General features: G+C 72.6%; 18 protein-coding genes, 1 tRNA gene and 1 pseudogene. 5 read left to right on the top strand and 15 right to left on the bottom strand.

Annotated features, from left to right (window positions below; all coding sequences use genetic code 11):
* Window positions 1-37: 37 nt before the first annotated feature.
* The 3 genes and pseudogenes from ACFXPK_RS24205 to ACFXPK_RS24195 form a co-directional block, all read right to left on the bottom strand.
* Window positions 38-865 carry a YceI family protein gene (locus tag ACFXPK_RS24205; RefSeq protein WP_385008046.1) on the bottom strand — a complete coding sequence of 276 codons (828 nt, stop codon included), beginning with the start codon at window positions 863-865 and terminating at the stop codon, window positions 38-40.
* Window positions 866-973: 108 nt separating this feature from the next.
* Entirely contained in the window at window positions 974-3,532 is a 2,559-nt protein-coding gene (locus ACFXPK_RS24200) for an MFS transporter (protein ID WP_385078493.1), read from the bottom strand.
* Between the two features lie 151 nt (window positions 3,533-3,683).
* Window positions 3,684-4,196: pseudogene (locus tag ACFXPK_RS24195) on the bottom strand (MarR family winged helix-turn-helix transcriptional regulator); the annotation flags it as partial.
* Between the two features lie 229 nt (window positions 4,197-4,425).
* On the opposite strand from ACFXPK_RS24195, the gene ACFXPK_RS24190 reads away from it, so the two are divergent.
* Window positions 4,426-4,635, top strand: a complete 210-nt coding sequence (locus ACFXPK_RS24190) for a hypothetical protein (RefSeq protein ID WP_385006960.1) — start codon at window positions 4,426-4,428, stop codon at window positions 4,633-4,635.
* 181 nt (window positions 4,636-4,816) lie between these two features.
* On the opposite strand, the gene ACFXPK_RS24185 is transcribed toward ACFXPK_RS24190, so the two are convergent.
* The 7 genes from ACFXPK_RS24185 to ACFXPK_RS24155 all read right to left on the bottom strand — a co-directional run bounded on the left by ACFXPK_RS24185 (window position 4,817) and on the right by ACFXPK_RS24155 (window position 11,037).
* Entirely contained in the window at window positions 4,817-5,698 is an 882-nt protein-coding gene (locus ACFXPK_RS24185) for an RNA polymerase sigma factor SigF (protein ID WP_385006962.1), read from the bottom strand.
* Window positions 5,699-5,931: 233 nt separating this feature from the next.
* Entirely contained in the window at window positions 5,932-6,756 is an 825-nt protein-coding gene (locus ACFXPK_RS24180) for an RNA polymerase sigma factor SigF (protein ID WP_385006964.1), read from the bottom strand.
* 200 nt (window positions 6,757-6,956) lie between these two features.
* Window positions 6,957-7,250: a Dabb family protein gene (locus ACFXPK_RS24175; RefSeq protein WP_385006966.1), complete on the bottom strand. Its 294-nt coding sequence runs from the start codon at window positions 7,248-7,250 to the stop codon at window positions 6,957-6,959.
* Between the two features lie 77 nt (window positions 7,251-7,327).
* Complete coding sequence (locus tag ACFXPK_RS24170; RefSeq protein WP_329828324.1) at window positions 7,328-7,492, bottom strand: hypothetical protein; 165 nt, start codon at window positions 7,490-7,492, stop codon at window positions 7,328-7,330.
* 381 nt (window positions 7,493-7,873) lie between these two features.
* Complete coding sequence (locus ACFXPK_RS24165) at window positions 7,874-8,995, bottom strand: serine hydrolase domain-containing protein (RefSeq protein ID WP_385078488.1); 1,122 nt, start codon at window positions 8,993-8,995, stop codon at window positions 7,874-7,876.
* 145 nt (window positions 8,996-9,140) lie between these two features.
* A complete protein-coding gene (locus ACFXPK_RS24160) occupies window positions 9,141-9,785 on the bottom strand; it encodes a response regulator (RefSeq protein ID WP_384996960.1) in 645 nt (214 codons plus the stop codon).
* Window positions 9,786-9,789: 4 nt separating this feature from the next.
* On the bottom strand, window positions 9,790-11,037 hold the full coding sequence (locus ACFXPK_RS24155; RefSeq protein ID WP_385078485.1) for a sensor histidine kinase: 1,248 nt from the start codon (window positions 11,035-11,037) through the stop codon (window positions 9,790-9,792).
* A 423-nt stretch (window positions 11,038-11,460) separates the two neighbouring features.
* Here ACFXPK_RS24155 and ACFXPK_RS24150 point away from each other — a divergent pair, with 423 nt between their 5' ends.
* The 3 genes from ACFXPK_RS24150 to ACFXPK_RS24140 all read left to right on the top strand — a co-directional run bounded on the left by ACFXPK_RS24150 (window position 11,461) and on the right by ACFXPK_RS24140 (window position 15,732).
* Entirely contained in the window at window positions 11,461-12,120 is a 660-nt protein-coding gene (locus ACFXPK_RS24150) for an ABC transporter ATP-binding protein (RefSeq protein WP_384997003.1), read from the top strand.
* Window positions 12,117-14,789, top strand: coding sequence for an ABC transporter permease (locus ACFXPK_RS24145; protein WP_385078482.1), 2,673 nt, complete (start codon window positions 12,117-12,119; stop codon window positions 14,787-14,789). The genes ACFXPK_RS24150 and ACFXPK_RS24145 overlap by 4 nt, the downstream gene beginning before the upstream one ends.
* Window positions 14,790-15,063: 274 nt before the next feature.
* On the top strand, window positions 15,064-15,732 hold the full coding sequence (locus ACFXPK_RS24140) for an endonuclease (RefSeq protein ID WP_385078479.1): 669 nt from the start codon (window positions 15,064-15,066) through the stop codon (window positions 15,730-15,732).
* Here the strand turns inward: ACFXPK_RS24140 and ligD are convergent.
* From ligD to ACFXPK_RS24115, 5 genes are all read right to left on the bottom strand, one after another.
* A complete protein-coding gene (gene ligD / locus ACFXPK_RS24135) occupies window positions 15,729-16,739 on the bottom strand; it encodes a non-homologous end-joining DNA ligase (RefSeq protein WP_385078476.1) in 1,011 nt (336 codons plus the stop codon). The genes ACFXPK_RS24140 and ligD overlap by 4 nt on opposite strands.
* A 250-nt stretch (window positions 16,740-16,989) precedes the next feature.
* A tRNA-Ser gene (locus ACFXPK_RS24130) sits at window positions 16,990-17,074 on the bottom strand.
* A 56-nt stretch (window positions 17,075-17,130) separates the two neighbouring features.
* Window positions 17,131-17,616, bottom strand: coding sequence for a tRNA adenosine(34) deaminase TadA (tadA, locus tag ACFXPK_RS24125; protein ID WP_384996973.1), 486 nt, complete (start codon window positions 17,614-17,616; stop codon window positions 17,131-17,133).
* A 64-nt stretch (window positions 17,617-17,680) separates the two neighbouring features.
* Window positions 17,681-18,223, bottom strand: coding sequence for a hypothetical protein (locus tag ACFXPK_RS24120; protein WP_384996975.1), 543 nt, complete (start codon window positions 18,221-18,223; stop codon window positions 17,681-17,683).
* Window positions 18,224-18,469: 246 nt separating this feature from the next.
* Window positions 18,470-18,667 (bottom strand): hypothetical protein, encoded by a 198-nt coding sequence (locus ACFXPK_RS24115; protein ID WP_384996977.1) that lies wholly within the window; start codon window positions 18,665-18,667, stop codon window positions 18,470-18,472.
* Between the two features lie 149 nt (window positions 18,668-18,816).
* Between ACFXPK_RS24115 and upp the strand changes: the two genes are divergently transcribed.
* The gene (gene upp / locus ACFXPK_RS24110; RefSeq protein WP_384996979.1) at window positions 18,817-19,452 is read left to right on the top strand and encodes a uracil phosphoribosyltransferase; all 636 of its coding nucleotides are present in this window, start codon (window positions 18,817-18,819) and stop codon (window positions 19,450-19,452) included.
* Window positions 19,453-19,583: the final 131 nt, after the last annotated feature.

Genomic DNA, 19,583 nt, shown 5'->3' with positions numbered 1-19,583 from the left:
GAGGCGGACCTCCGGGGCCGTCGGCGTTCCCGCGTCCCTACACCTGGGGCAGGTTCTCGCCCTGCACCGCCTGGATCTCCAGCTCGATCCTGAGCGTGGTCCCGATGGCCGCGATGCCCGCCTGCACCACCTGGTTGTAGTTCATGGCGAACTCCGCGCGGTGCAGCTCCGTCGTGGCGTGGAACGCCGCCCGGACACCGCCCCACGGGTCCGGGCCCGTGCCCAGGTAGCTCAGGTCCAGGTCCAGCTCCCGTACGACGCCGTGCAGCGCCAGCCGGCCGTGCACCTTCCAGCGGTCCGGGCCCGCCGGGGTCACCCCCGTACCGCTGTACGTGATCTCCGGGAAGCGCTCCACGTCCAGGAAGTCCGGCGACCTGAGGTGCTTGTCGCGCAGTCCGTTGCCGGTGTCGATGGTCGCCGCGTTGATGACCGCCTCCACGCGCGCCTGCTCGGGCCCGCCGCCGGTGTCCAGGATCTCGATCCGGCCGCCGAACTCGGTGAACCGCCCGCGCACGCTGGAGATCCCCAGGTGCTGGGCGACCGCGCCCACCGACGAGTGCGCCGGGTCGATGCTCCACACCCCCGGCGGCGGCAGCTCGACGCCGCCCTGCCGGGCCAGCGTCACCGTGCCGAGGTCCGCCCGGCCGGTCCTGGTGACCAGGGCCGTGGAGGCGACCGGCGCGTAGCCGACGGCCGTGACGACCACCGTGTACGGGCCCGGCACGAGCGGCGAGTCGTCGCGTACGGTCCCCTCCTCGTCCGCCCCCGTCCGCAGTACCTGTGTGCCCGTCATGTCGGTCATGGTCACGATCGCGTGCTGGACCGCCCAGCCGTCCCGCGTCCGTACCTGTCCGCGAAGTCCCATCCCTGTTCTCTCCTCGATCATGCGGATCCCGCTGCCACCCTCAACAGGGCCCCGGCGAGGGGGTGTCGGGCAGGGTACGGCCCGACACCCCGCGCGCGGGAGGGGGAACTACGCTCCGGGGTGCGCGAGTTCGATGTCGTGGCCGTCGATCCCGCGTCCCGCGACCGTCAGCGCACCGGCCACCGGAGGGTATCCGGTGGCGATCACCGTGTACTCGCCCGAGTCGAGGTCGGCGAAGGCGTACGCCCCGTCGTCCCCGGTCGTCGCCGTGGCGACGACGTTCCCGGCCGCGTCCACCAGCGTCACCCGCGCGTCCTGCGCGGGGCGCCGGTCGGCGCCCGCCCGGACGGTGCCCTGGACCAGGGCGCCCGCCTGGAGCGCGACCTCGACCCGGGTGACGCCCTGGCCGCCGATCTCCACCGGCAGCGCCTGCGGACGGAAGCCCACCGCGTTCACCGCGACCGTCACCGCGCCGGGGATCAGCTCGCCGAACGCGAACTCGCCCTGCTCGGTGGAGTTCCCGGTGGCCAGCACGTCACCGCGTACATCGGTGACGATGACCATCGCGCCCTCGACGGCCGCACCGCTCTCCGCGGCGCGCACGGTCCCGGTGAGGCCGCTCGTACCGGAGAGCAGGATGTCGTACGCGAGCGGCTCGTCGCCGACGACCACCGTGGACGCCTGCGGCTGGAAGCCGTCGGCGGAGGCGATCAGTACGTACGAGCCGGCGCCCGGCGCGTCCAGCGCGTAGCCGCCGTCGGCCTGGGAGACCGAGCGGGCCAACTGGCGTCCGGCGAGGGAGATCAGGGTGACGGCGGCGCGGGGCACCGGGGCGCCCTCGGAGCCGAGCACCGCGCCCCGCACGACGGAGCCGGGGGTTCCGGCCGATGCGGTGATCAGCGCCGTCGTGGTGGCCGCCGGGGCCGCGGACGGCGCGGCGGCGAGGGCGGGTTCGGCGCCCAGCGACCCCATCGGGGCCACGGAGGCGGCGGGCACCGCGACCGCCGCGGTCGCACCCGCGCTCGCCGCGAACGGCTCGGGGGCGGTCTCCGCGGTGGCCGGGGTGATCTCGGCGCTGTCGTCCCCGGCACGGGTCTTCAGCGCGACCTCCTTGATGAACAGGGTCAGGATGAACGCGACCAGCGCCGCGGGAGCCGCGTACAGGAAGACGTTCGCGACACCGTGTCCGTACGCCGCCTCGATGACCGGGCGCAGCGGCGCGGGCAGCGCGGCGAGGTCCGGGATGCCGCCGCCGCCCGTACCGGCGTGGCCCAGGGCCGCGCCCTGCGGACCGAGGTCGGCCAGGCCCTCCTTGACGTAGTGCGTGATCCGGTTGCCGAGCACGGCGCCCAGCACCGAGACGCCGACCGCACCGCCCAGCGAGCGGAAGAAGGTGACGGTGGAGCTGGCGGAGCCGAGGTCCTGCGGGGCGACCTGGTTCTGCGTGGCGAGGACCAGGTTCTGCATCATCATGCCGACGCCGAGTCCCATGACCGCCATGTAGACGGCCACGTGCCAGTACGGGGTGTCGTACCGGATGGTGCCGAGCAGCGCCAGCCCGGCCGTGGTGAGCGCGCCACCGCTGACCAGCCAGATCTTCCAGCGGCCCGTCTTGGTGATGACCTGGCCCGAGATGGTGGACGAGAGGAAGAGTCCGCCGATCATCGGGATGGTCATGACGCCGGACATCGTCGGCGACTTGCCCCGGGCGAGCTGGAAGTACTGGCTGAAGAAGATGGTGCCCGCGAACATCGCGACCCCGACGAAGAGCGAGGCCAGCGAGGCGAGGGTGATGGTGCGGTTACGGAACAGCCGCAGCGGGATGATCGGTTCCTTGGCCTTCGACTCGACGAGGACGAAGAGCAGGCCGAGCACCACCGAGCCGCCGACCATGGCGTACGTCTGCCACGAGATCCAGTCGTACTTGTCGCCCGCGAAGGTCACCCAGAGGAGCAGCAGGGAGACGGCCGCGCTGATGAAGAAGGCGCCGCCCCAGTCGACCTTGACCTCGCGCTTGACGACGGGGAGCTTCAGGGTCTTCTGGAGGACGATCAGCGCGATGACCGCGAACGGCACGCCGACGTAGAAGCACCAGCGCCAGCCCAGCCACGAGGTGTCGGTGATGACGCCGCCGAGAAGCGGGCCGCCGACGGTGGCGACGGCGAAGGTCGCGCCGAGGTAGCCGCTGTACCGGCCGCGCTCGCGCGGGGAGATCATCGCGGCCATGACGATCTGGGCGAGGGCGGAGAGCCCGCCGACGCCGATGCCCTGGAAGACCCGGCAGGTGATCAGCATCGCGGCGTTCTGCGAGAGGCCGGCCACCACGGAGCCCAGGACGTAGATGATCAGGGCTATCTGGACCAGCAGCTTCTTGCTGAAGATGTCGGAGAGCTTGCCCCACAGGGGGGTGGAGGCGGTCATCGCCAGCAGCGAGGCGGTCACCACCCAGGTGTAGGCGCTCTGGCCGCCGCCGAGGTCGGAGATGATCTCGGGGAGGGCGTTGGAGACGATCGTCGAGGAGAGGATCGCGACGAACATCCCTAGCAGGAGCCCGGAGAGCGCCTCCATGATCTGACGGTGTGACATCGGCGTGCCGTTCGCGGGGGCGGGGTCGCCGCCGCGCTTGGCGTGGCCGCCCCGCACACCCGTTGGTGTGGTCGTAGCCATGTGATTCCTTGTCTTACGTCTCTTGCCGCATGGGTGTACGGGCGTATGAGTCAGGTGTGTCGTGCTGGTTCTGCCGGTCGTGCTGGTTCTGCGGGTCGCGGTCCGGCTGGTCGTGCCGGGCCTGCCGGTCGTGCTGGTCGTGCTGGTCGGCGGGCCGGCTTTCGTACCGGTCGTCGTACCGGACGTCGTGCCGGTCACGGCAGTCGCCGAAGCTGCTGCGCAACCTGCCGAGCAGCGCGTTGAGCTGTCCGACCTCGTCGTCGGTCCAGTCGTCGAGCGTCCGGGCGAACATGTCGGTCACCCGCCGGTCCAGCTCCCCGAGGAGTTCCCGCCCCGGGGGCGTGAGCCGCAGGATGCGCGAACGCTTGTCGGCCGGGTCGGGCAACCGCTCGATCCAGCCACGTTCCGCGGCGTGCGCGACATGTCTGCTGGTCACCGACATGTCGACGGCCAGCAGCTCGGCGAGTCCGCTCATCCGCATCTCGCCGTGCCGTTCCAGCAGGGTCAGTACGGCGGCGGAGCCCCCCGGGCAGTCGGCGGGCAGAATCCGCGCGAGGCTGCGTTTGACGGCTCCGACGGCACTGATCTGCCGGGAAAGTTCCGCGTACTGGCTGTGTGCGGCCGCCATGGCCCCTCCCGACATCTTGTTGCTTAGGGCAACCATAAGACCATAGGATCAGTTGGTTGCTGAAGGCAAACTAAATCGGGCTCTTCGCGGTAAAGGAACCCAAAAGGCTTCGCATGCGGGAGGTCATGAGCATGATCGCGCGCAGGGCGGGGAGGGGATCCGGGCGGAATCCGGGGTGATCATGGAGTACGGAACGGCCTCGGTCGGCCATCAGCCCCGAACCCGGGGTTGGGCGGGGCGCACGGGTTCGCTAGGGTCCTGCCGTATGGCACACAACCCCCATGCCCCGCAGGGACCCGAGGGAACTCCTGACCCGGCGGGCAGCACCCAGATGTTCCGTGCGTTTGTCGACGACGGAGAGCCCGAGCGCCGGCAGGCGGTTCCGCAGCAGAGCGGGCCGAAGACCGGAGTGATCGTCGGTGTGGTCGCGGCCGTCGTGGTCCTGGCCGTGGTGGCCTGGCTGGCCTTCGTCTGACACCGAGGCCTTGTCACCCTGGCCTGTGACATCGAGGGGTACGCGGAACTCCGCGGACCCGTCGGACCCGTCGGACTCCTCATGTTCGTCGTGCCGGAACCCCGCCCGCGTCGTCGTCCGGCGCCTTCTCCGGAAAGCCGTGCTTTCCCGAAGGCCGGACGGTGGGCGGGGTCCGCGTGCCTCAGTCCGAGATCAGACCTTCCCGCAACTGCGCGAGCGTACGGGTCAGCAGCCGCGAGACGTGCATCTGCGAGATGCCGACCTCCTCGCCGATCTGCGACTGCGTCATGTTCGCGAAGAACCGCAGCATGATGATCTGCCGTTCGCGGGGCGGGAGTTTGGCGAGCAGCGGCTTCAGCGACTCGCGGTACTCGACGCCCTCCAGCGCCATGTCCTCGTAACCGAGCCGGTCCGCGAGCGAGCCCTCCCCGCCGTCGTCCTCCGGCGAGGGCGAGTCCAGCGAGGACGCCGTGTACGCGTTGCCGACCGCGAGGCCGTCGACCACGTCCTCCTCGGACACGCCCAGCACGGCGGCGAGTTCGGGCACGGTCGGGGAGCGGTCCAGCTTCTGCGCCAGCTCGTCGCTGGCCTTGGTGAGCGCCAGACGCAGCTCCTGGAGCCGTCGCGGCACCCGTACCGACCAGGACGTGTCCCGGAAGAAGCGTTTGATCTCACCGACGACGGTCGGCATCGCGAACGTCGGGAATTCCACGCCCCGTTCGCAGTCGAACCGGTCGATCGCCTTGATCAGGCCGATCGTGCCGACCTGGACGATGTCCTCCATCGGCTCGTTACGGCTGCGGAAGCGGGCCGCCGCGTACCGCACCAGCGGCAGGTTCAGCTCGATGAGGGTGTCGCGTACGTAGGTGCGCTCCGGGCTGTCCTGGTCGAGCACGGCGAGCCGCAGGAACAGGGAGCGGGACAGAGTACGGGTGTCGATGGCTTCCGGCTGGGACGCCCGTGGCTGGACCACATGGTCCTGGTCCACATGGTCGAGAGCATCGGGCGCGGGAGCGCTCTTCGTGAGCGTGAGCACCTTCGAGCTGCCCTGTTCTACGGACATGCCACCCCCTTGAGGTCGCGGACGGTCGCGTCGGCCGCTCCCGTCGGAGGAACGCAGCCTCCACCTGAATACCGGTGCCGAGGCCGCGGCAAACGCGGTTCCAGCAGAATGTCACATGTCGGCAACACGCTGTAGTGACAAGTCGACATGTGAGTGCTGGATATGTCCGGTAAGGGTGCGGTATGGGGTATTTCGTCACAGGGGAGGAAGGTCCGGGGTTCTACCCCTGGGGGCTACGCCTCGATCCGATTTGCGGATCGCAACCTCGCGAAGCTGCGCGCGAGAAGCCTTGACACATGCATCTGGGATACGCCCAGTTCCTGACTGATCTGCGACTGCGTCAGGTTGTTGTAGTACCGGAGCATCAGGATCCGCTGTTCCCGTTCCGGCAGTTGCACCAGCAGATGCCGGACCAGGTCGCGGTGTTCCACCCCGGCCAGCGCGGGGTCCTCGTAGCCGAGCCGGTCCAGCAGCCCCGGGAGCCCGTCGCCCTCCTGTGCGGCCTCCAGGGAGGTCGCGTGGTAGGAGCGGCCGGCCTCGATGCAGGCGAGGACCTCCTCCTCGGAGATCTTCAGCCGCTCGGCGATCTCGGCGGTCGTGGGGGAGCGGCCGTGGGCGGTCGTCAGGTCCTCGGTGGCGCCGGTGACCTGGACCCACAGTTCGTGGAGGCGGCGCGGTACGTGGACCGTCCGCACGTTGTCCCGAAAGTAGCGTTTGATCTCGCCGACGACGGTCGGCATCGCGAAGGTGGGGAACTGGACGCCCCGTTCCGGATCGAACCGGTCGATGGCGTTGATCAGCCCGATCGTGCCGACCTGGACGACGTCCTCCATCGGCTCGTTACGGCTGCGGAAGCGGGCGGCGGCGTACCGCACGAGCGGCAGGTTCGCCTCGATGAGCGCTCCGCGCACGCGGGCGTGCTCCCTGGTGCCGGGCTCCAGCCCTTTCAGCTCGCCGAAGAGGACCTGGGTGAGCGCCCGGGTGTCCGCGCCGCGGCTCTGCGCCGAGGTGCGCTGCTCGGGCTCGGTCCTGCGCTCGGTCTCGATCTGGGGCGGCACTTGAGGCGTAGTACTGGCCGGCACGGTGACGCCACCCCTTTGCGGTCGACTACGTCAACTCATCCGTCAAAAGCGGTCATAGCATCACAAGACATGTCCACTGTGTGCAAGCACCCGAAAAAACCGTGTTGACGGTGAGATGGGGTAATAAACCCAAAAACCCCACACCGGGGAGGTGTGGGGCGAGGTGGGTGAACGGCTCAGAACTCGTAGTCGGCGATCACCCAGGTGGCGAATTCACGCCACTGTGCGACGGCCGCCTGGTGCGCGGGGTGGTCCAGATAGCGCTGGAGGGCGTCGCGGTCGGGGACGGCCGAGTTGATGGCGAAGTCGTAGGCGATCGGCCGGTCGGTGATGTTCCAGGCGCACTCCCAGAACTCCACCTCCGGGACCTGCCCGCCCAGCTCCGCGAAGGCGCGGGCGCCCGCCTCCACCCGCGGCTCGTCGCGCGAGACGCCTTCGGCGAGCTTGAAGAGGACCAGGTGGCGGATCAAGGGGCACTCCTTGGGGGGCGGACGGCGCCGCGTCCGGCGGCGGCCGGGCTCTTCCGTCCGGGCTCGGACGGAAGGCCCTAGTTGATGAGCGCCGACATGAAGTCCCCGACGCCCTGTGCGGCGCTCGAAATGCCCTCGAACCCTACCTGGACGAGGTCCGCGGCCCGGTCGGGGGAGGTGATGATCGTGTACAGCACGAAGACGGTGAGCCCGTACAGCACGATCTTCTTCGCTTGCCCCATCGGCCGCTTCCTTCCCGGTCTCCCCACGTGCGGTCGCGAGAGTCTAACCGTATGAACGGCAATGGCCTGAGGCTGGTTTTCCCTTGATACGGCATTTATGGACCAAGGGCCCGGAAGTCCGGGCCCTTTGCCGGGTGGTGCGGACCCGGGCGGGCCCCACGATGGAGGTGCGCCCAGCGGATCCGGCAAGAGTCCGCGGGCGACGAACCGGCCCCCCTCTGCGGGGCCCGTGCCGCGCACTCCCCCCTGACGCGGTGCGGGCCCAAGGGGCCGGTTCCCCGGGGGGAGCGGCTTCATCCCCCCCCCGATGCCGCTCCCCCCGTCAGGCTTTCCCCGTCACGCTTCCCTCATCAGGCTTGCCCCGTCATGCGTGCCCCGGACTCAGCGGCAGAGGGCGCTGTCCACCACGTCGTCCATCTGCTGGAGGTCGGAGAGCCCGCCGGGCAGGACGGTGACCGCGAAGCTGACGGCCCTGCCGTCCTCCGTGACGCCGCCGCGGGTCTCGTACCCCGGGATGTCCCCGCCGTGCCCCCAGTACACGCCGCCGTTCGACAGCGGCTGGCTCTTGAGGCCGAGTCCGTAGCGGGCGCCGGCCCCCGGGTGACCGGTGGCCGGGACGGTGGTGCGCATCGCGTCGAGCTGCGCGGGCTCCAGCAGCTCGCCGTCGAGCAGCGCGACGAGGAACGTGTTCAGCTCCTCGTTGGTGGAGACCATCGCCCCCGCCGCCCACGCCGAGCCGGGGTCGGAGACCGAGACGTCCCGCAGCGGCTCGCCCGGCAGGCCCGGGTGGTACCCCTTGGGGTGCTCCTCGCGGATCGTCATCTCGCCGGGCAGCGGGAAGTACGTGTGCCGGAGCCCGATCCGCCGGACGACCCGCTGGGTGATCACTTCGCCGAGCGGCCGGCCGGTGACCTTCTGCACGATCAGCCCGGCGACGATGTAGTTGGTGTTGCTGTACTCCCACCGCTCGCCGGGCTCGAAGGACGCCTTCCCCTCCAGGGCCATGGCGATCAGTTCGCGCGGCTCCAGGTAGCGCTGCTGGAAGGCGGCGTAATCGCCCGCGACGGCCTGGACGTACTCCGGCAGTCCGCTGGTCTGCTGGAGGAGCTGTCGTACGGTGATCCGGCACCCGTCGATCCCCTCGCCCCGCAGCAGCCCCGGCAGATAGGTCTCGACCGGCTCGTCGAGCCCGATCTCCCCCTCGCCGACCAGTTGCAGGACCACCACCGCGGTGAACGTCTTCGTGTTGCTGCCGATACGTATCTGCCCGTCGGCGGGGGCCGGGGCGGGGGCCGCGAGGTCGCCGGTCCCGGCGGCGTACGTCCGCGTACGGCCGTCCCGTTCCCGGGTGGCGGCCAGGGCGGCGGGGCGTACGCCGTCGCGCACCAGCTCGTCCACCAGCCCCTGCATCACGTCGCCGCCGTGCTGGTCCCGCTCGTCCCGCTCGTTCCGGGGGGCGCTGCGGCGGGCGGCGGAGACGGCGGCGGGGACGTGCTCGGGCATGCGGAAACTCCTCCAGGGCGGTCGGCCGGGCCATGGCGGCCCGGCAGGTCTCCAGTCTGCCCGCCGCCCCTGTGCGGGCGTCATCCGGCTTGCAGGTGTGACCGGGGTGGTGCTGAGTACACCCCAGGCCGGGCCCGCGGAGGGGTCACGCCCGCAGATAGGCGAGTACGGCCAGCACGCGCCGGTGGCCCGCGTCGGTCGTGGGCAGCCCCAACTTGGTGAAGATGTTGCCGATGTGTTTGTGCACCGCGCCCGCGGAGACGGTCAGCAGACCGGCGATCGTCGCGTTCGAGTGGCCCTCCGCCATCAGCCCCAGCACCTCGCGCTCGCGCGGGGTCAGGCTGTGCAGCGGGTCGTCGGCCCGGCGGCGTACCAGCAACTGGGCGACGACCTCCGGGTCCATCGCCGTACCGCCGTCGGCCACCCGCTGGAGCGCGTCCAGGAAGTCGGTGACCTTCCCCACCCGCTCCTTGAGCAGATAGCCCACCCCGCCGCTGCCGTCGGCCAGCAGCTCGGTGGCGTAACTGTCCTCGACGTGCGCCGACAGGACGAGCACCGCGAGCCCCGGCTGCCTGCGCCGTGCCTCCACGGCGGCGCGCAGCCCCTCGTCGCGGTAGGTCGGCGGCATCCGTACGTCCACGAGCGCGACGTCGGGCCGGTCGGCGGCGACGGCGGCCAGCAGGTCGGTGCCGTTGTCGACGGCGGAGCTGACCTCGATGCCCTCGGCGCGCAGCAGATGGGTGAGGCCGGCCCGGAGCAGGGCGTCGTCCTCGGCGATCACGATGCGCACGGGCTCACACTCCCAGGGGGATGTCGGCGCGCAGCACGGTGGGTCCGCCGCGCGGGCTGGTCAGCCGGGTCGTACCGTCGAACGCTGCCACGCGGCGTCCGATCCCGACGAGCCCGGTGCCGAGGGCTTCGTCGGCGCCGCCGCGGCCGTCGTCCGTGACCTGGACGGTGAGCAGGTCGCCGTCCGCGTGGAGCGCCACGGCGATCCGCCGCGCCCCGCTGTGCTTGACGGCGTTGGTGAGCGCCTCGGCGACCACGAAGTAGGCGGCGGCCTCGACCGCGGCGGGCGCGCGCGGCAGCTCCCCCGCCTCCAGCGTGCAGTCGATCGCGCAGTTCGAGACCAGCGCCGCGACCGCGCCGGAGAGCCCGCGGTCGGTCAGCACGGGCGGATAGATGGAGCGGACCACCTCGCGCAGTTCGGCGAGCGCCTCGGTGGCCGCGCTCCGGGCGGTGAGCACCATGGGCAGGGCGGACTCCGGGTCGCGGTGCAGGGCGCGTTCGACCATGCCGAGGTGCATGACGACGGCGACGATACGGTTCTGCGTCCCGTCGTGGAGGTCGCGTTCGATGCGCCGCAGCTCGGTGCCGTGCGCTTCGAGCGCGGCGGCCCGGGTGGCGGTGACCTCGGCCAGACGCGCCACGAGGGAGGTCTTCGGCGGTGCGAGCCGCACGGCGGCGATCCGTGCGTACCAGCGGGCCAGCGGCGGGACGAGGAGCAGCCCGAACACCCCGTACCCGGCGGCGGTGGCCAGCGCGAGACCGGCGCCGCCCCACGAGTCGACCGGGACGTCCAGCGTGGTCCCGGCGCCGGGGACGACGGGCCAGAGCACGGCGATCGCCACGTTCTGCACCACACCGGCCGGAGCCCCGACGCCCACCAGCCCGGTGAGCGTGCCGAGCGTGGCCTGGAGGGTCAGCCAGCCGATGTCGCGGCGGGTGCCGGGGCTGGTCAGCACGGCGGCGACGTCGGCGTCCGCGCCGGCGTCCTCCCGCGCGGGCGGCGGGATCGGCGTACCGAGGAACGCGCCGGTACGGCGCCGCTCGAACGCGGCGAGGCGGCGGACCCACCGGGCGGTACGGGGCAGCAGCGGCAGGGTGACGAGCGGGGCGACGCTCAGCACGAGCGCGATGAGGGCGAACCAGGCGGCGATGCCGGACCCCGCGCCGATCGCGAGGAACCTCACCTGCCGGGGCATCTCCCGCGCCCATGTCCGGAGCCGGGGCCGCCGGCTGCCCGGGGCGGGGTCGGTCACGTCGGGGTTGCTCCCTGGCACGCGCATGGTGGAGTGGGCTCTACCTTCGATCATGGCACGCGCGGGATGGTTCGTGTCAATGGCCCCGCCCTACCGTCGGAACGTCGACGCGGTCCAGCGCTCGACCGCACTGTCGGCGCACGGACGAAGGGTCGGGGCATGGGGACGAAGGGGTGGCTGAAGGCGCCGGGAGGGGCGCGCCCGCCGCAGCCGCGGACGCACTTCGCGGTACGGCTGGAGGAGGCGACGGCGGTGTACGGCCGGGGCGGAACGAGCGGTTCCACCGGCACGCGCGGCTCACGGGGCACACGTGGCTCAGCCGGTACGGGCGGCTCACGGGGCACGCGCGGCTCAGGCGGTACGGGCGGTACGCCGGGTGCGGACGGCCCGGACGGCCCGGGCGGCCCCGCCGAGGTCGTCGCGCTGCGCGGGGTGACGGCCGGCGTCCGGCGCGGCGCGTTCACGGCCGTCATGGGCCCGTCCGGCTCCGGCAAGAGCACCTTCCTGCATCTGGCGGCCGGCCTGGAACGGCCCACGTCCGGACGGGTCCTGCTCGGCGACACCGACCTGTCCACGCTCGACGAGACCGCCCTGACCGAGCTGCGCCGCGACCGGATCGGCTTCGTCTTCCAGGCGTACAACCTGATCCCCGCGCTCGGCGTCACCGACAACATCACCCTGCCGCTGCGCTTCGCGGGACGTACCGCCGACCCCGCCCGGCTCGCCGAGATCGCCTCCGCGGTCGGGCTCGACGGGCTGCTGGACCGGCGGCCGAACGAGCTCTCCGGCGGCCAGCAGCAGCGCGTGGCCATCGCCCGCGCGCTGGTGACCCGCCCCGACGTGGTCTTCGCCGACGAGCCGACGGGCGCGCTCGACACCAACACCGGGGCGCAGGTGCTGCGGCTGCTGCGCGGGCTGGTCGACACGCTCGGCCAGACGGTGGTGATGGTCACCCACGACCCGGTCGCCGCCTCGTACGCGCACCACGTCCTCTTCCTCGCCGACGGCCGGATCGTCGGCGAGATCGACGCCCCCACACCGGAGTCGGTCGCGGCGCGGATGACCCACCTGGGGGAGCGGTGAAGAACTCCAGGAGCGCCACCGGCTCCACGCTCTCCTTCGCCTGGCAGTCGATCCGCGCCCGCCGCACCGAGTTCGTCGCCTCGTTCCTCGCGGTGCTCGGCGGCTCGGTCCTCGTGACGGCCTGCGGGGTGCTGCTCCAGTCGGGACTGTTCGCCGGGATCGCCCCGCAGCGGTACTCGGCCGCCCCCGTCGTGGTCGGCGCCGCCCAGTCGGTCAGGGCGGAGGTGCCGGAAGGCCCCGACGTCGTGGAAGCGCTGCCCGAGCGGGCGATGCTGCCGGCGAAGGCGGTGGAGAGCGTCGCGGCGGTCCCGGGCGTCCGCACGGCGATCGGGGAGATCAGCTTCCCGGCGACGCTGACCGCCGCGAACGACCGTACGGTTGCGGCCCCGTCCGGCGGTGCGATGCTCGGCCACGGCTGGGGCTCGGCCCCGCTCACCCCGTACACGCTGCGCGCGGGCGCGCCCCCGCGCGGCCCCGGCGAGGTGGTGCTCGACGCGGAGACCGCCGGACGCGCGGGCGCCGGTGTCGGGTCGACGGTACGGATCGCGACGGCGGACGGCGCCGTACCGTACCGGGTCGCCGGGGTGGCGGCGCCGCCGAAGGGCGACGGACTGCCGCGCCAGTCGGCCCTGTTCTTCACCGACGACCGGGCGCGCGCCCTCTCCGGGCACCCCCGGGAGGTCGCGGCGGTCGGGATCCTCGCGGAGCCGGGCGTACGGACGGACGCGCCGGGCGGGCTGGCCGGGCTGGCCGGGCTGTTCGGCGGCGGGTCCGCGGACGACGCGCTCACGCACCGTGTGGCACGGGCCCTGGCGGACGAGGGGCTGGACGGCGACCGGGTGGTGGTGCGCGCGGGTGTGGAGCGCGGCGAGGTCGAGTTCCTGGGGGCGGCCCAGTCGCGCTCCGTACTGACCCTGGTGTCCGGCTCGTTCGGCGGCTTCGTCCTGATGATCGTCCTGCTCGTCGTGGCGGGCACGCTCTCGCTGGTGGTGCACCAGCGGCGGCGCGAGGTCGCCCTGCTGCGCGCGGTGGCGGCCACGCCCCGGCAGATCCACCGGATGCTCGCGACCGAGGCGCTGCTGGTGGCGGGCGCGGCGGCGCTGCTCGGCGTGGTGCCCGGGTATCTCGCGGCGCAGGCGCTGCGCGACGGGTTCGCCCGGATCGGGGTGATCGAGGAGGGCTTCGCGCTGTCGGTCGGCCCGGTGCCCGCGGTGGCCGCCGTCCTGCTCTGCCTGGGGACGGCGCGGCTCGCGGTGGGGGCCGCGGCCCGTAAGCAGGTACGGATCCGCCCGGTGGCGGCGCTGCGGGAGTCCGTGGTGGAGCGCCCGGACATCGGCCGCGGCCGGATCGCCGGCGGGTACGCGGTGCTGGCGCTGGCGGCCGTGTCGCTGGCCGCGGTGGCGTTCGTACCGCAGAGCACGGCCGCGGTGCCCGCGGTGCTCTGCTCGCTGCTCGCCCTGATCGGCGTCGCGATGCTCGGCCCGCGTCTGACGGCCGCGCTCGCCCGGACCGCCGGGGCGGGCCCGCTGCGCCGCTTCGGCGTGGCGGGCCATCTCGCGGCGGCCAACAGCGCGGCGGGCTCACGGCGGCTGGCGGCGGCGGTGACCCCGCTGGCGCTGACGATCGGCTTCGCGAGCAGCCAGTTCTACAGCCAGACCACGCTGTCGGAGGCGACGCGGTACCAGGCACGGGCGGCGACGGTCGCGCCGTACGTGGTGACGGGCGCGGACGGGGTCGCCCCGGACGTCGCGGCGGCGGTCCGCCGCGCACCGGGGGTGACGGCGGTGACCCCGCTGGTCGCCACCGAGGTGGTGGCGGTCGAACGGACCCTGCTCGACGAGCCGCTGTCCCGCTCGACGGCGTACGGCGTCGACGCGGCGGGCCTGCGCGGCACGCTGGACCTGCCGGCCGACTCGGGCTCCCTGGACGAACTGCGCGGCGACACCGTCGCGCTGAGCGGTACGGAGGCGCGCCTGCTGGGCAAGGGCGTCGGGGACCGGGTGCGCCTCGTCCTCGGCGACGGCACCCGTACGGAGCCCCGGGTGGTCGCCGTGTTCCGCCCCAACCTGGGCTTCGGCGACGTCCTGCTCCCGGCGGCCACCGTCCTCCCGCACACCACGGACCGCCTCGCGGACACGCTCCTCGTCGCGACGGCCCCCGGCGCGGACGGGTCGGCGGTGGCCGGGGCCGTACGCGCCCTGTCGAAGGACCATCCGGGGCTGGCGGTGGGCGACCGTACGGACCTCCGGGCGGCCCAGGACGCGCAGACCCGCTCCCAGGACTGGCTGAACCGCCTGCTGCTCGTGGTGATCCTCGGCTACGTGGCCCTCTCGTCGGCGACGACGCTGGTCACGAGCACCACGGCCCGTACCCGCGAACTCGCCCTGCTCCGCCTCTCCGGCGGCACCCGCGCCCAGATCGCCCGCATGCTGACGGCGGAGACCGCGCTCCTGGCGGCGACGGCGGTCCTCCTCGGCACGGCCACGGCGGCCCTCCCGCTGGCGGCCCTCTCCCTGCGCCTCACCACCGACCCGGTCCCGGCCGGCCCGCCGTGGGTCTTCGCGGCGATCGTCACGCTCACGGTCCTGACGGCGGTCCTGGCCGTCCGTCTCCCGGCGGGCCGCGTCCTGCGGACCCACCCCCTGGAGGCGATGCGCGCCCGGACATGACGCGCCTTCCGGGGAGCGGCACGGGCGTACGGCCGGACGGGCGTGTACCGGACCGGTCGTTCCAGCCGAACGTCGTTCCCCGTTCCCTCGCCGTCGCGGGAAGGCGCAGGACTCCGCACGAAGACAGAAGACGTGCGGTCCACCCTGGGCACGCTCCCGCTGCTGCTCATAGCCCCGCTGGCGCACCTGACCTGCGCCTCTGCGCCCACCGGAACACTTTGGGACAATGCGTACGGGGTCGGAGGCGTCGTACCGCCGGCTCAGGGAGGACGTCATGAGCGCCACCGCCATGCGCCGCGACACCGTCCGCGCACTGCTCGACACCCACGGCCTGACCTACGCGGACCAGGCCGGGATCCGGCTCAAGGACACCCCCCGGCCGCTCTACCAACTGCTCGTCCTGGCCTGTCTCCTCAGCGCCCGTATCCGCGCCTCGGTCGCGGTCGACGCGGCCCACGAACTCTTCGCCGCGGACCTGCGCACCCCGCGCCGCATGGAGGACGCCACCTGGCAGCAGCGGGTCGACGCGCTGGGCGCGGGCCACTACCGGCGCTACGACGAGAGCACGTCCACCACCCTCGGCAAGGGCGCGGCCTTCGTCCGCGAGCGGTACGGCGGCGACCTGCGGCGGCTGCGCGAGGAGGCCGCCGGGGACCCCGGACGCATGCGGGACCTCCTCCAGGAACTCCCCGGGATCGGCCCCGCGGGCGCGGACATCTTCCTGCGCGAGGTCCAGGCGGTCTGGCCCGAACTGGAGCCCTACCTCGACGGCAAGGCCGCCGAGGGCGCGCGCCGCCTCGGCCTGCCCACGAGCGCCGGTGCCCTGGCGAAGCTGGTGCCCGCCCCGGACCTGGCGGTCTTCGCCGCGGCCCTGGTGCGGGCGGCGCTCGACACATCGGTGGTCGAGGACGTACGGGAACGGACGGGCACCGCCGCTCCCTAGGGACCCTCCCTCTCCCGTACGACGTCCACGGCGGCCTTGTCCTGCCGCAGGCCCAGGAAGCGCGGGTGACGGAGCAGGCCGTCACGGGTCCACTCGGTGAAGCCGATCTCCGCCACGAGGACCGGCTCGACCCAGTGCGCGCCCGGCTCCCGCACCCGTGAGGCGAAGGGCGAGGCGGCGACCTCCAGCGCGTCGAGCCCGGCCCGGAGGCGGACCAGGGTGATGCGGTCGAACCCGGTGCCGACCTTGCCCGCGTAGACGAGGCGCCCGCTGTCGTAGTGACCGACGAGCAACGCCCCGAACCCGGCGCGCGCCCCGGCCGGTTCGGTGAAGCCGCCGATCACCAGCTCCTGGCCGCTCGCACACTTGAGCTTGAGCCAGTCCGGCGAGCGCCGCCGCAGATACCGGCTGTCCGCCCGCTTGGCGATGAGCCCCTCCCAGCCGCGCGCACACGCCTCGTCGAGCCGCTGCCGGCCACCCTCGTTGCGGTGCGGCGTGAAGCGCACGGGCGCCCGGAAGTCGAGCGCGCGCCGCAGCAGGGACTTACGGGTGCGCAGCGGAAGCCGGGTCAGATCGATCCCGTCCAGCCGGATCAGATCGAAGACGTAATAGGTGATGTCCACCCCGGTGGCCCGCGCCCGGCGCGGGTCGGTGAGCTGCATACGCCGCTGGAGGCGGGCGAAGTCGGTGCGCCCCTGGGCGAAGGCGACGATCTCGCCGTCCACGGTGAACCCGTCGCTCGGCTGCCCGGCGAGCGCCTCGGCGATCTCCGGAAAACTCCCCGATACGCCCCGCCCGGTACGGGAGAACAGACGCACCCGGTCGCCGTCCCGGGTCCCGAGCACCCGCATCCCGTCGAGCTTCCGCTCGAACATCCACCCGGCCCCGAACTCACGCCGATCACTGAGCACAGCAAGCATCGGCCCCACCGCCGACTCCACAGCCCCCGGTGCCACCCCCAACAACCGCTGCTGCGCCTCGGGCAGCCCCCGGAGCAGACCACTCATCCCACGCCCTCCCGCTCCTCCGGACTCCCGCCCCTCCCACTGTGATCCCCGCCGGCACACCCCGCGCGGCCAATGGCGCGCGCGGGTACGAAGGGCCGCCTGCGCTTGGTCTCCCAGGGGCGCGCAGCACCCGACGGAGGCTGGAGGGAACACCCGCGCGAAGGCACTCGTCTCTGGGGCATGCCGCGGTGGAGGCCAAACGCAAAACACCCTCCTGATCGCGTTTCCGCAGATCAGGAGGGTGTGAGAGCGGTAGCGGAGGGATTTGAACCCTCGGTGAGTTTCCCCACACTCGCTTTCGAGGCGAGCTCCTTCGGCCGCTCGGACACGCTACCGAGAGAGAGCTTAGCCCAAGGTGGGCCCTGCTTTGAAATCGATAGGCGGTCAGGGGTCAGCGGGTGCGGAAGAAGGTGGTCAGGAGCGTGGCGCACTCCTCGGCCAGGACGCCGTGGATGACTTCAGGGCGGTGGTTCAGGCGGCGGTCGCGTACGACGTCCCAGAGGGAGCCGGCCGCGCCCGCCTTCTCGTCGAGTGCGCCGAACACCACCCGCTCCAGCCGGGACTGGACGATGGCGCCGGCGCACATCGTGCACGGTTCCAGCGTCACCACCAGCGTGCAGCCCGTCAGGCGCCACGCGCCGAGCCGGTCGGCGGCCCTGCGGATCGCCAGGATCTCCGCGTGGGCCGTCGGGTCGCCCGTCGCCTCGCGCTCGTTGTGGCCCGTGGCGAGCGTCGTGCCGTCCGGGGACAGCACGACGGCGCCGACCGGCACGTCACCGGACCCGGCCGCCCGTGCGGCCTCGTCCAGTGCGAGGCGCATGGGCGCGGGCCACGGTGCGCGTACCGGGTCGGGCGCCGTGTCGTGCGGGGGCCGCATCGAGGGCCTCTCGTTCGGATCTTGCGGGGCTCGCGGGGTCTGGCCGGATCCAGACGAAAGACCCCTAGCGCACGGCCTCCAGTACCTCCGCCGCGCCCAGCGCCTCCGCGATCTCGGCCATCGCGTCGGTCTCCAGCGCCAGCAGATCGGCCTCGGAGAGGCCCAGGTCGGTCAGGATCTCGCGGTCGCCCACGGCGCCCGTCGGGACGGTGTCGGGGGTGGCCGCGGGGGGGTCGGTGTCGGTATCGGTTCCTTCGTACTCGTCCGGTTCGCCGTCCTCCGTACCGTCGAGGTCCAGCGCGTCGAGGTCGTCGGCCGGGTCGTCGTCGTCCCTGCCGAGCAGTTCATCAATGAGGATCTCCCCGTACGAGGAGCGTGCGGCCGCGGCCGCGTCGGAGACGTAGATACGAGGATCTTCCTCGCCCTCCACGCGGAGGATGCCGAACCAGGCGTCCTCCTGCTCGATGAAGACGAGCACCGTGTCCTCGTCCACCGAGGCTTCGCGGGCCAGGTCGGTGAGATCCGACAAGGTCTCCACATCGTCGAGCTCTGTATCGCTCGCTTCCCACCCGTCTTCGGTGCGAGCGAGCAGTGCGGCGAAGTACACCGTGACTCTCCCACTGGTCAGAGGTGTGACGGTCCGGCGGTGCGCTGCTCGGCGCCGCCTACTCGGAATCGTGGCAGAAACCGGCGCTTCGCGAGAGGTCTTCCGCCGTTGCGTCGTGGCGCCATTTTATTGGGCCCCTGTTCCGACCCGCTCACGGGATGGCTTCCTCCGGGCCCCGGGGCGTGCGGAGGCCCGGCGGGATCCGGTCTCGGGGCCGGGCGTGGCTCCGCGTGGCGCCCGGCGTGGCTACCAGCGGAACGTACGCATCCGCATCTGCTGGCGCATCCGTGCCGCACGGGCCTGCCGGGGCTTGACGCGCTCGCGCAGCGCCTTGGCCTCGTTCAGCTCCCGCAGGAACTGCGCGCGGCGCCTGCGGCGGGCCGCCTCGGTCTCGCTCTCGCCCGTGCCCTCGGGCTCCTGGTCCGGGGGTGACTCGCGACTCATCGATGCCTCACCGCCTCAAGGCCGTGTCCTGGGCCCTTCTACCTTCCCTCGCTCACGGGGGTTGATGCCAGTGCGTTCCCGACCCTTCCCGGCATTCCGTACGTTCCTGGCAGCGCGTAACGCCTTGGCCCCCGGTTACTGTGGACGCCATGCGGATTCACGTCGTCGACCACCCCCTGGTCGCGCACAAACTCACCACCCTGCGCGACCGGCGCACCGACTCCCCGACCTTCCGGCGGCTCGCCGACGAGCTGGTCACCCTGCTCGCGTACGAGGCCACCCGGGACGTACGGACCGAACAGGTCGACATCGAGACCCCGGTGACCGGGACGACGGGGGTGAAGCTCTCGCACCCGCGTCCGCTGGTCGTCCCGATCCTCCGGGCCGGTCTCGGCATGCTGGACGGCATGGTGCGGCTGCTCCCGACCGCCGAGGTGGGCTTCCTCGGGATGATCCGCAACGAGCAGACGCTCCAGGCGTCCACGTACGCGACCCGGATGCCCGAGGACCTCTCGGGCCGGCAGGTGTACGTGGTGGACCCGATGCTCGCGACCGGCGGCACGCTCGTCGCGGCGATCCGGGAGCTGATCAAGCGCGGCGCCGACGACGTGACGGCCGTGGTGCTGCTCGCGGCGCCCGAGGGCGTCGAGGTGATGGAGCGCGAGCTGGCGGGTACGCCGGTGACCGTGGTGACGGCGGCGGTCGACGAGCGGCTCAACGAGAGCGGCTACATCGTCCCCGGACTGGGCGACGCGGGCGACCGGATGTACGGCACCGTCGACTGAGCCTCACGGGCCCGACAGCCGAAGAAGACCGGGAAAAGCAATGCAAGGGCGTGGCCGCCCCCACCGGTGGGGCCGCCCGGGTGGTCCGCACGTCCGTGGCGCCCCCGGGGCGCCCAGCGGGGGCCCGGGCG

The sequence above is a fragment of the Streptomyces sp. NPDC059142 genome (assembly GCF_042755665.1).
Lineage (GTDB): Bacteria > Actinomycetota > Actinomycetes > Streptomycetales > Streptomycetaceae > Streptomyces.
This window is presented reverse-complemented; position numbering and strand designations above follow the sequence as displayed.

Bases quoted from the DNA above. Each gene is read 5' to 3' on its own strand.
- ACFXPK_RS24115 (WP_384996977.1), bottom strand. From the start codon at position 18,667: ATGAGTCGCGAGTCACCCCCGGACCAGGAGCCCGAGGGCACGGGCGAG.
- ACFXPK_RS24200 (WP_385078493.1), bottom strand. From the start codon at position 3,532: ATGGCTACGACCACACCAACGGGTGTGCGGGGCGGCCACGCCAAGCGC.
- ACFXPK_RS24140 (WP_385078479.1), top strand. From the start codon at position 15,064: ATGAGCGCCACCGCCATGCGCCGCGACACCGTCCGCGCACTGCTCGAC.
- tadA (WP_384996973.1), bottom strand. From the start codon at position 17,616: ATGCGGCCCCCGCACGACACGGCGCCCGACCCGGTACGCGCACCGTGG.
- ACFXPK_RS24185 (WP_385006962.1), bottom strand. From the start codon at position 5,698: ATGTCCGTAGAACAGGGCAGCTCGAAGGTGCTCACGCTCACGAAGAGC.
- ACFXPK_RS24165 (WP_385078488.1), bottom strand. From the start codon at position 8,995: ATGCCCGAGCACGTCCCCGCCGCCGTCTCCGCCGCCCGCCGCAGCGCC.
- ACFXPK_RS24170 (WP_329828324.1), bottom strand. From the start codon at position 7,492: ATGGGGCAAGCGAAGAAGATCGTGCTGTACGGGCTCACCGTCTTCGTG.
- upp (WP_384996979.1), top strand. From the start codon at position 18,817: ATGCGGATTCACGTCGTCGACCACCCCCTGGTCGCGCACAAACTCACC.
- ACFXPK_RS24205 (WP_385008046.1), bottom strand. From the start codon at position 865: ATGGGACTTCGCGGACAGGTACGGACGCGGGACGGCTGGGCGGTCCAG.
- ligD (WP_385078476.1), bottom strand. From the start codon at position 16,739: ATGAGTGGTCTGCTCCGGGGGCTGCCCGAGGCGCAGCAGCGGTTGTTG.
- ACFXPK_RS24190 (WP_385006960.1), top strand. From the start codon at position 4,426: ATGGCACACAACCCCCATGCCCCGCAGGGACCCGAGGGAACTCCTGAC.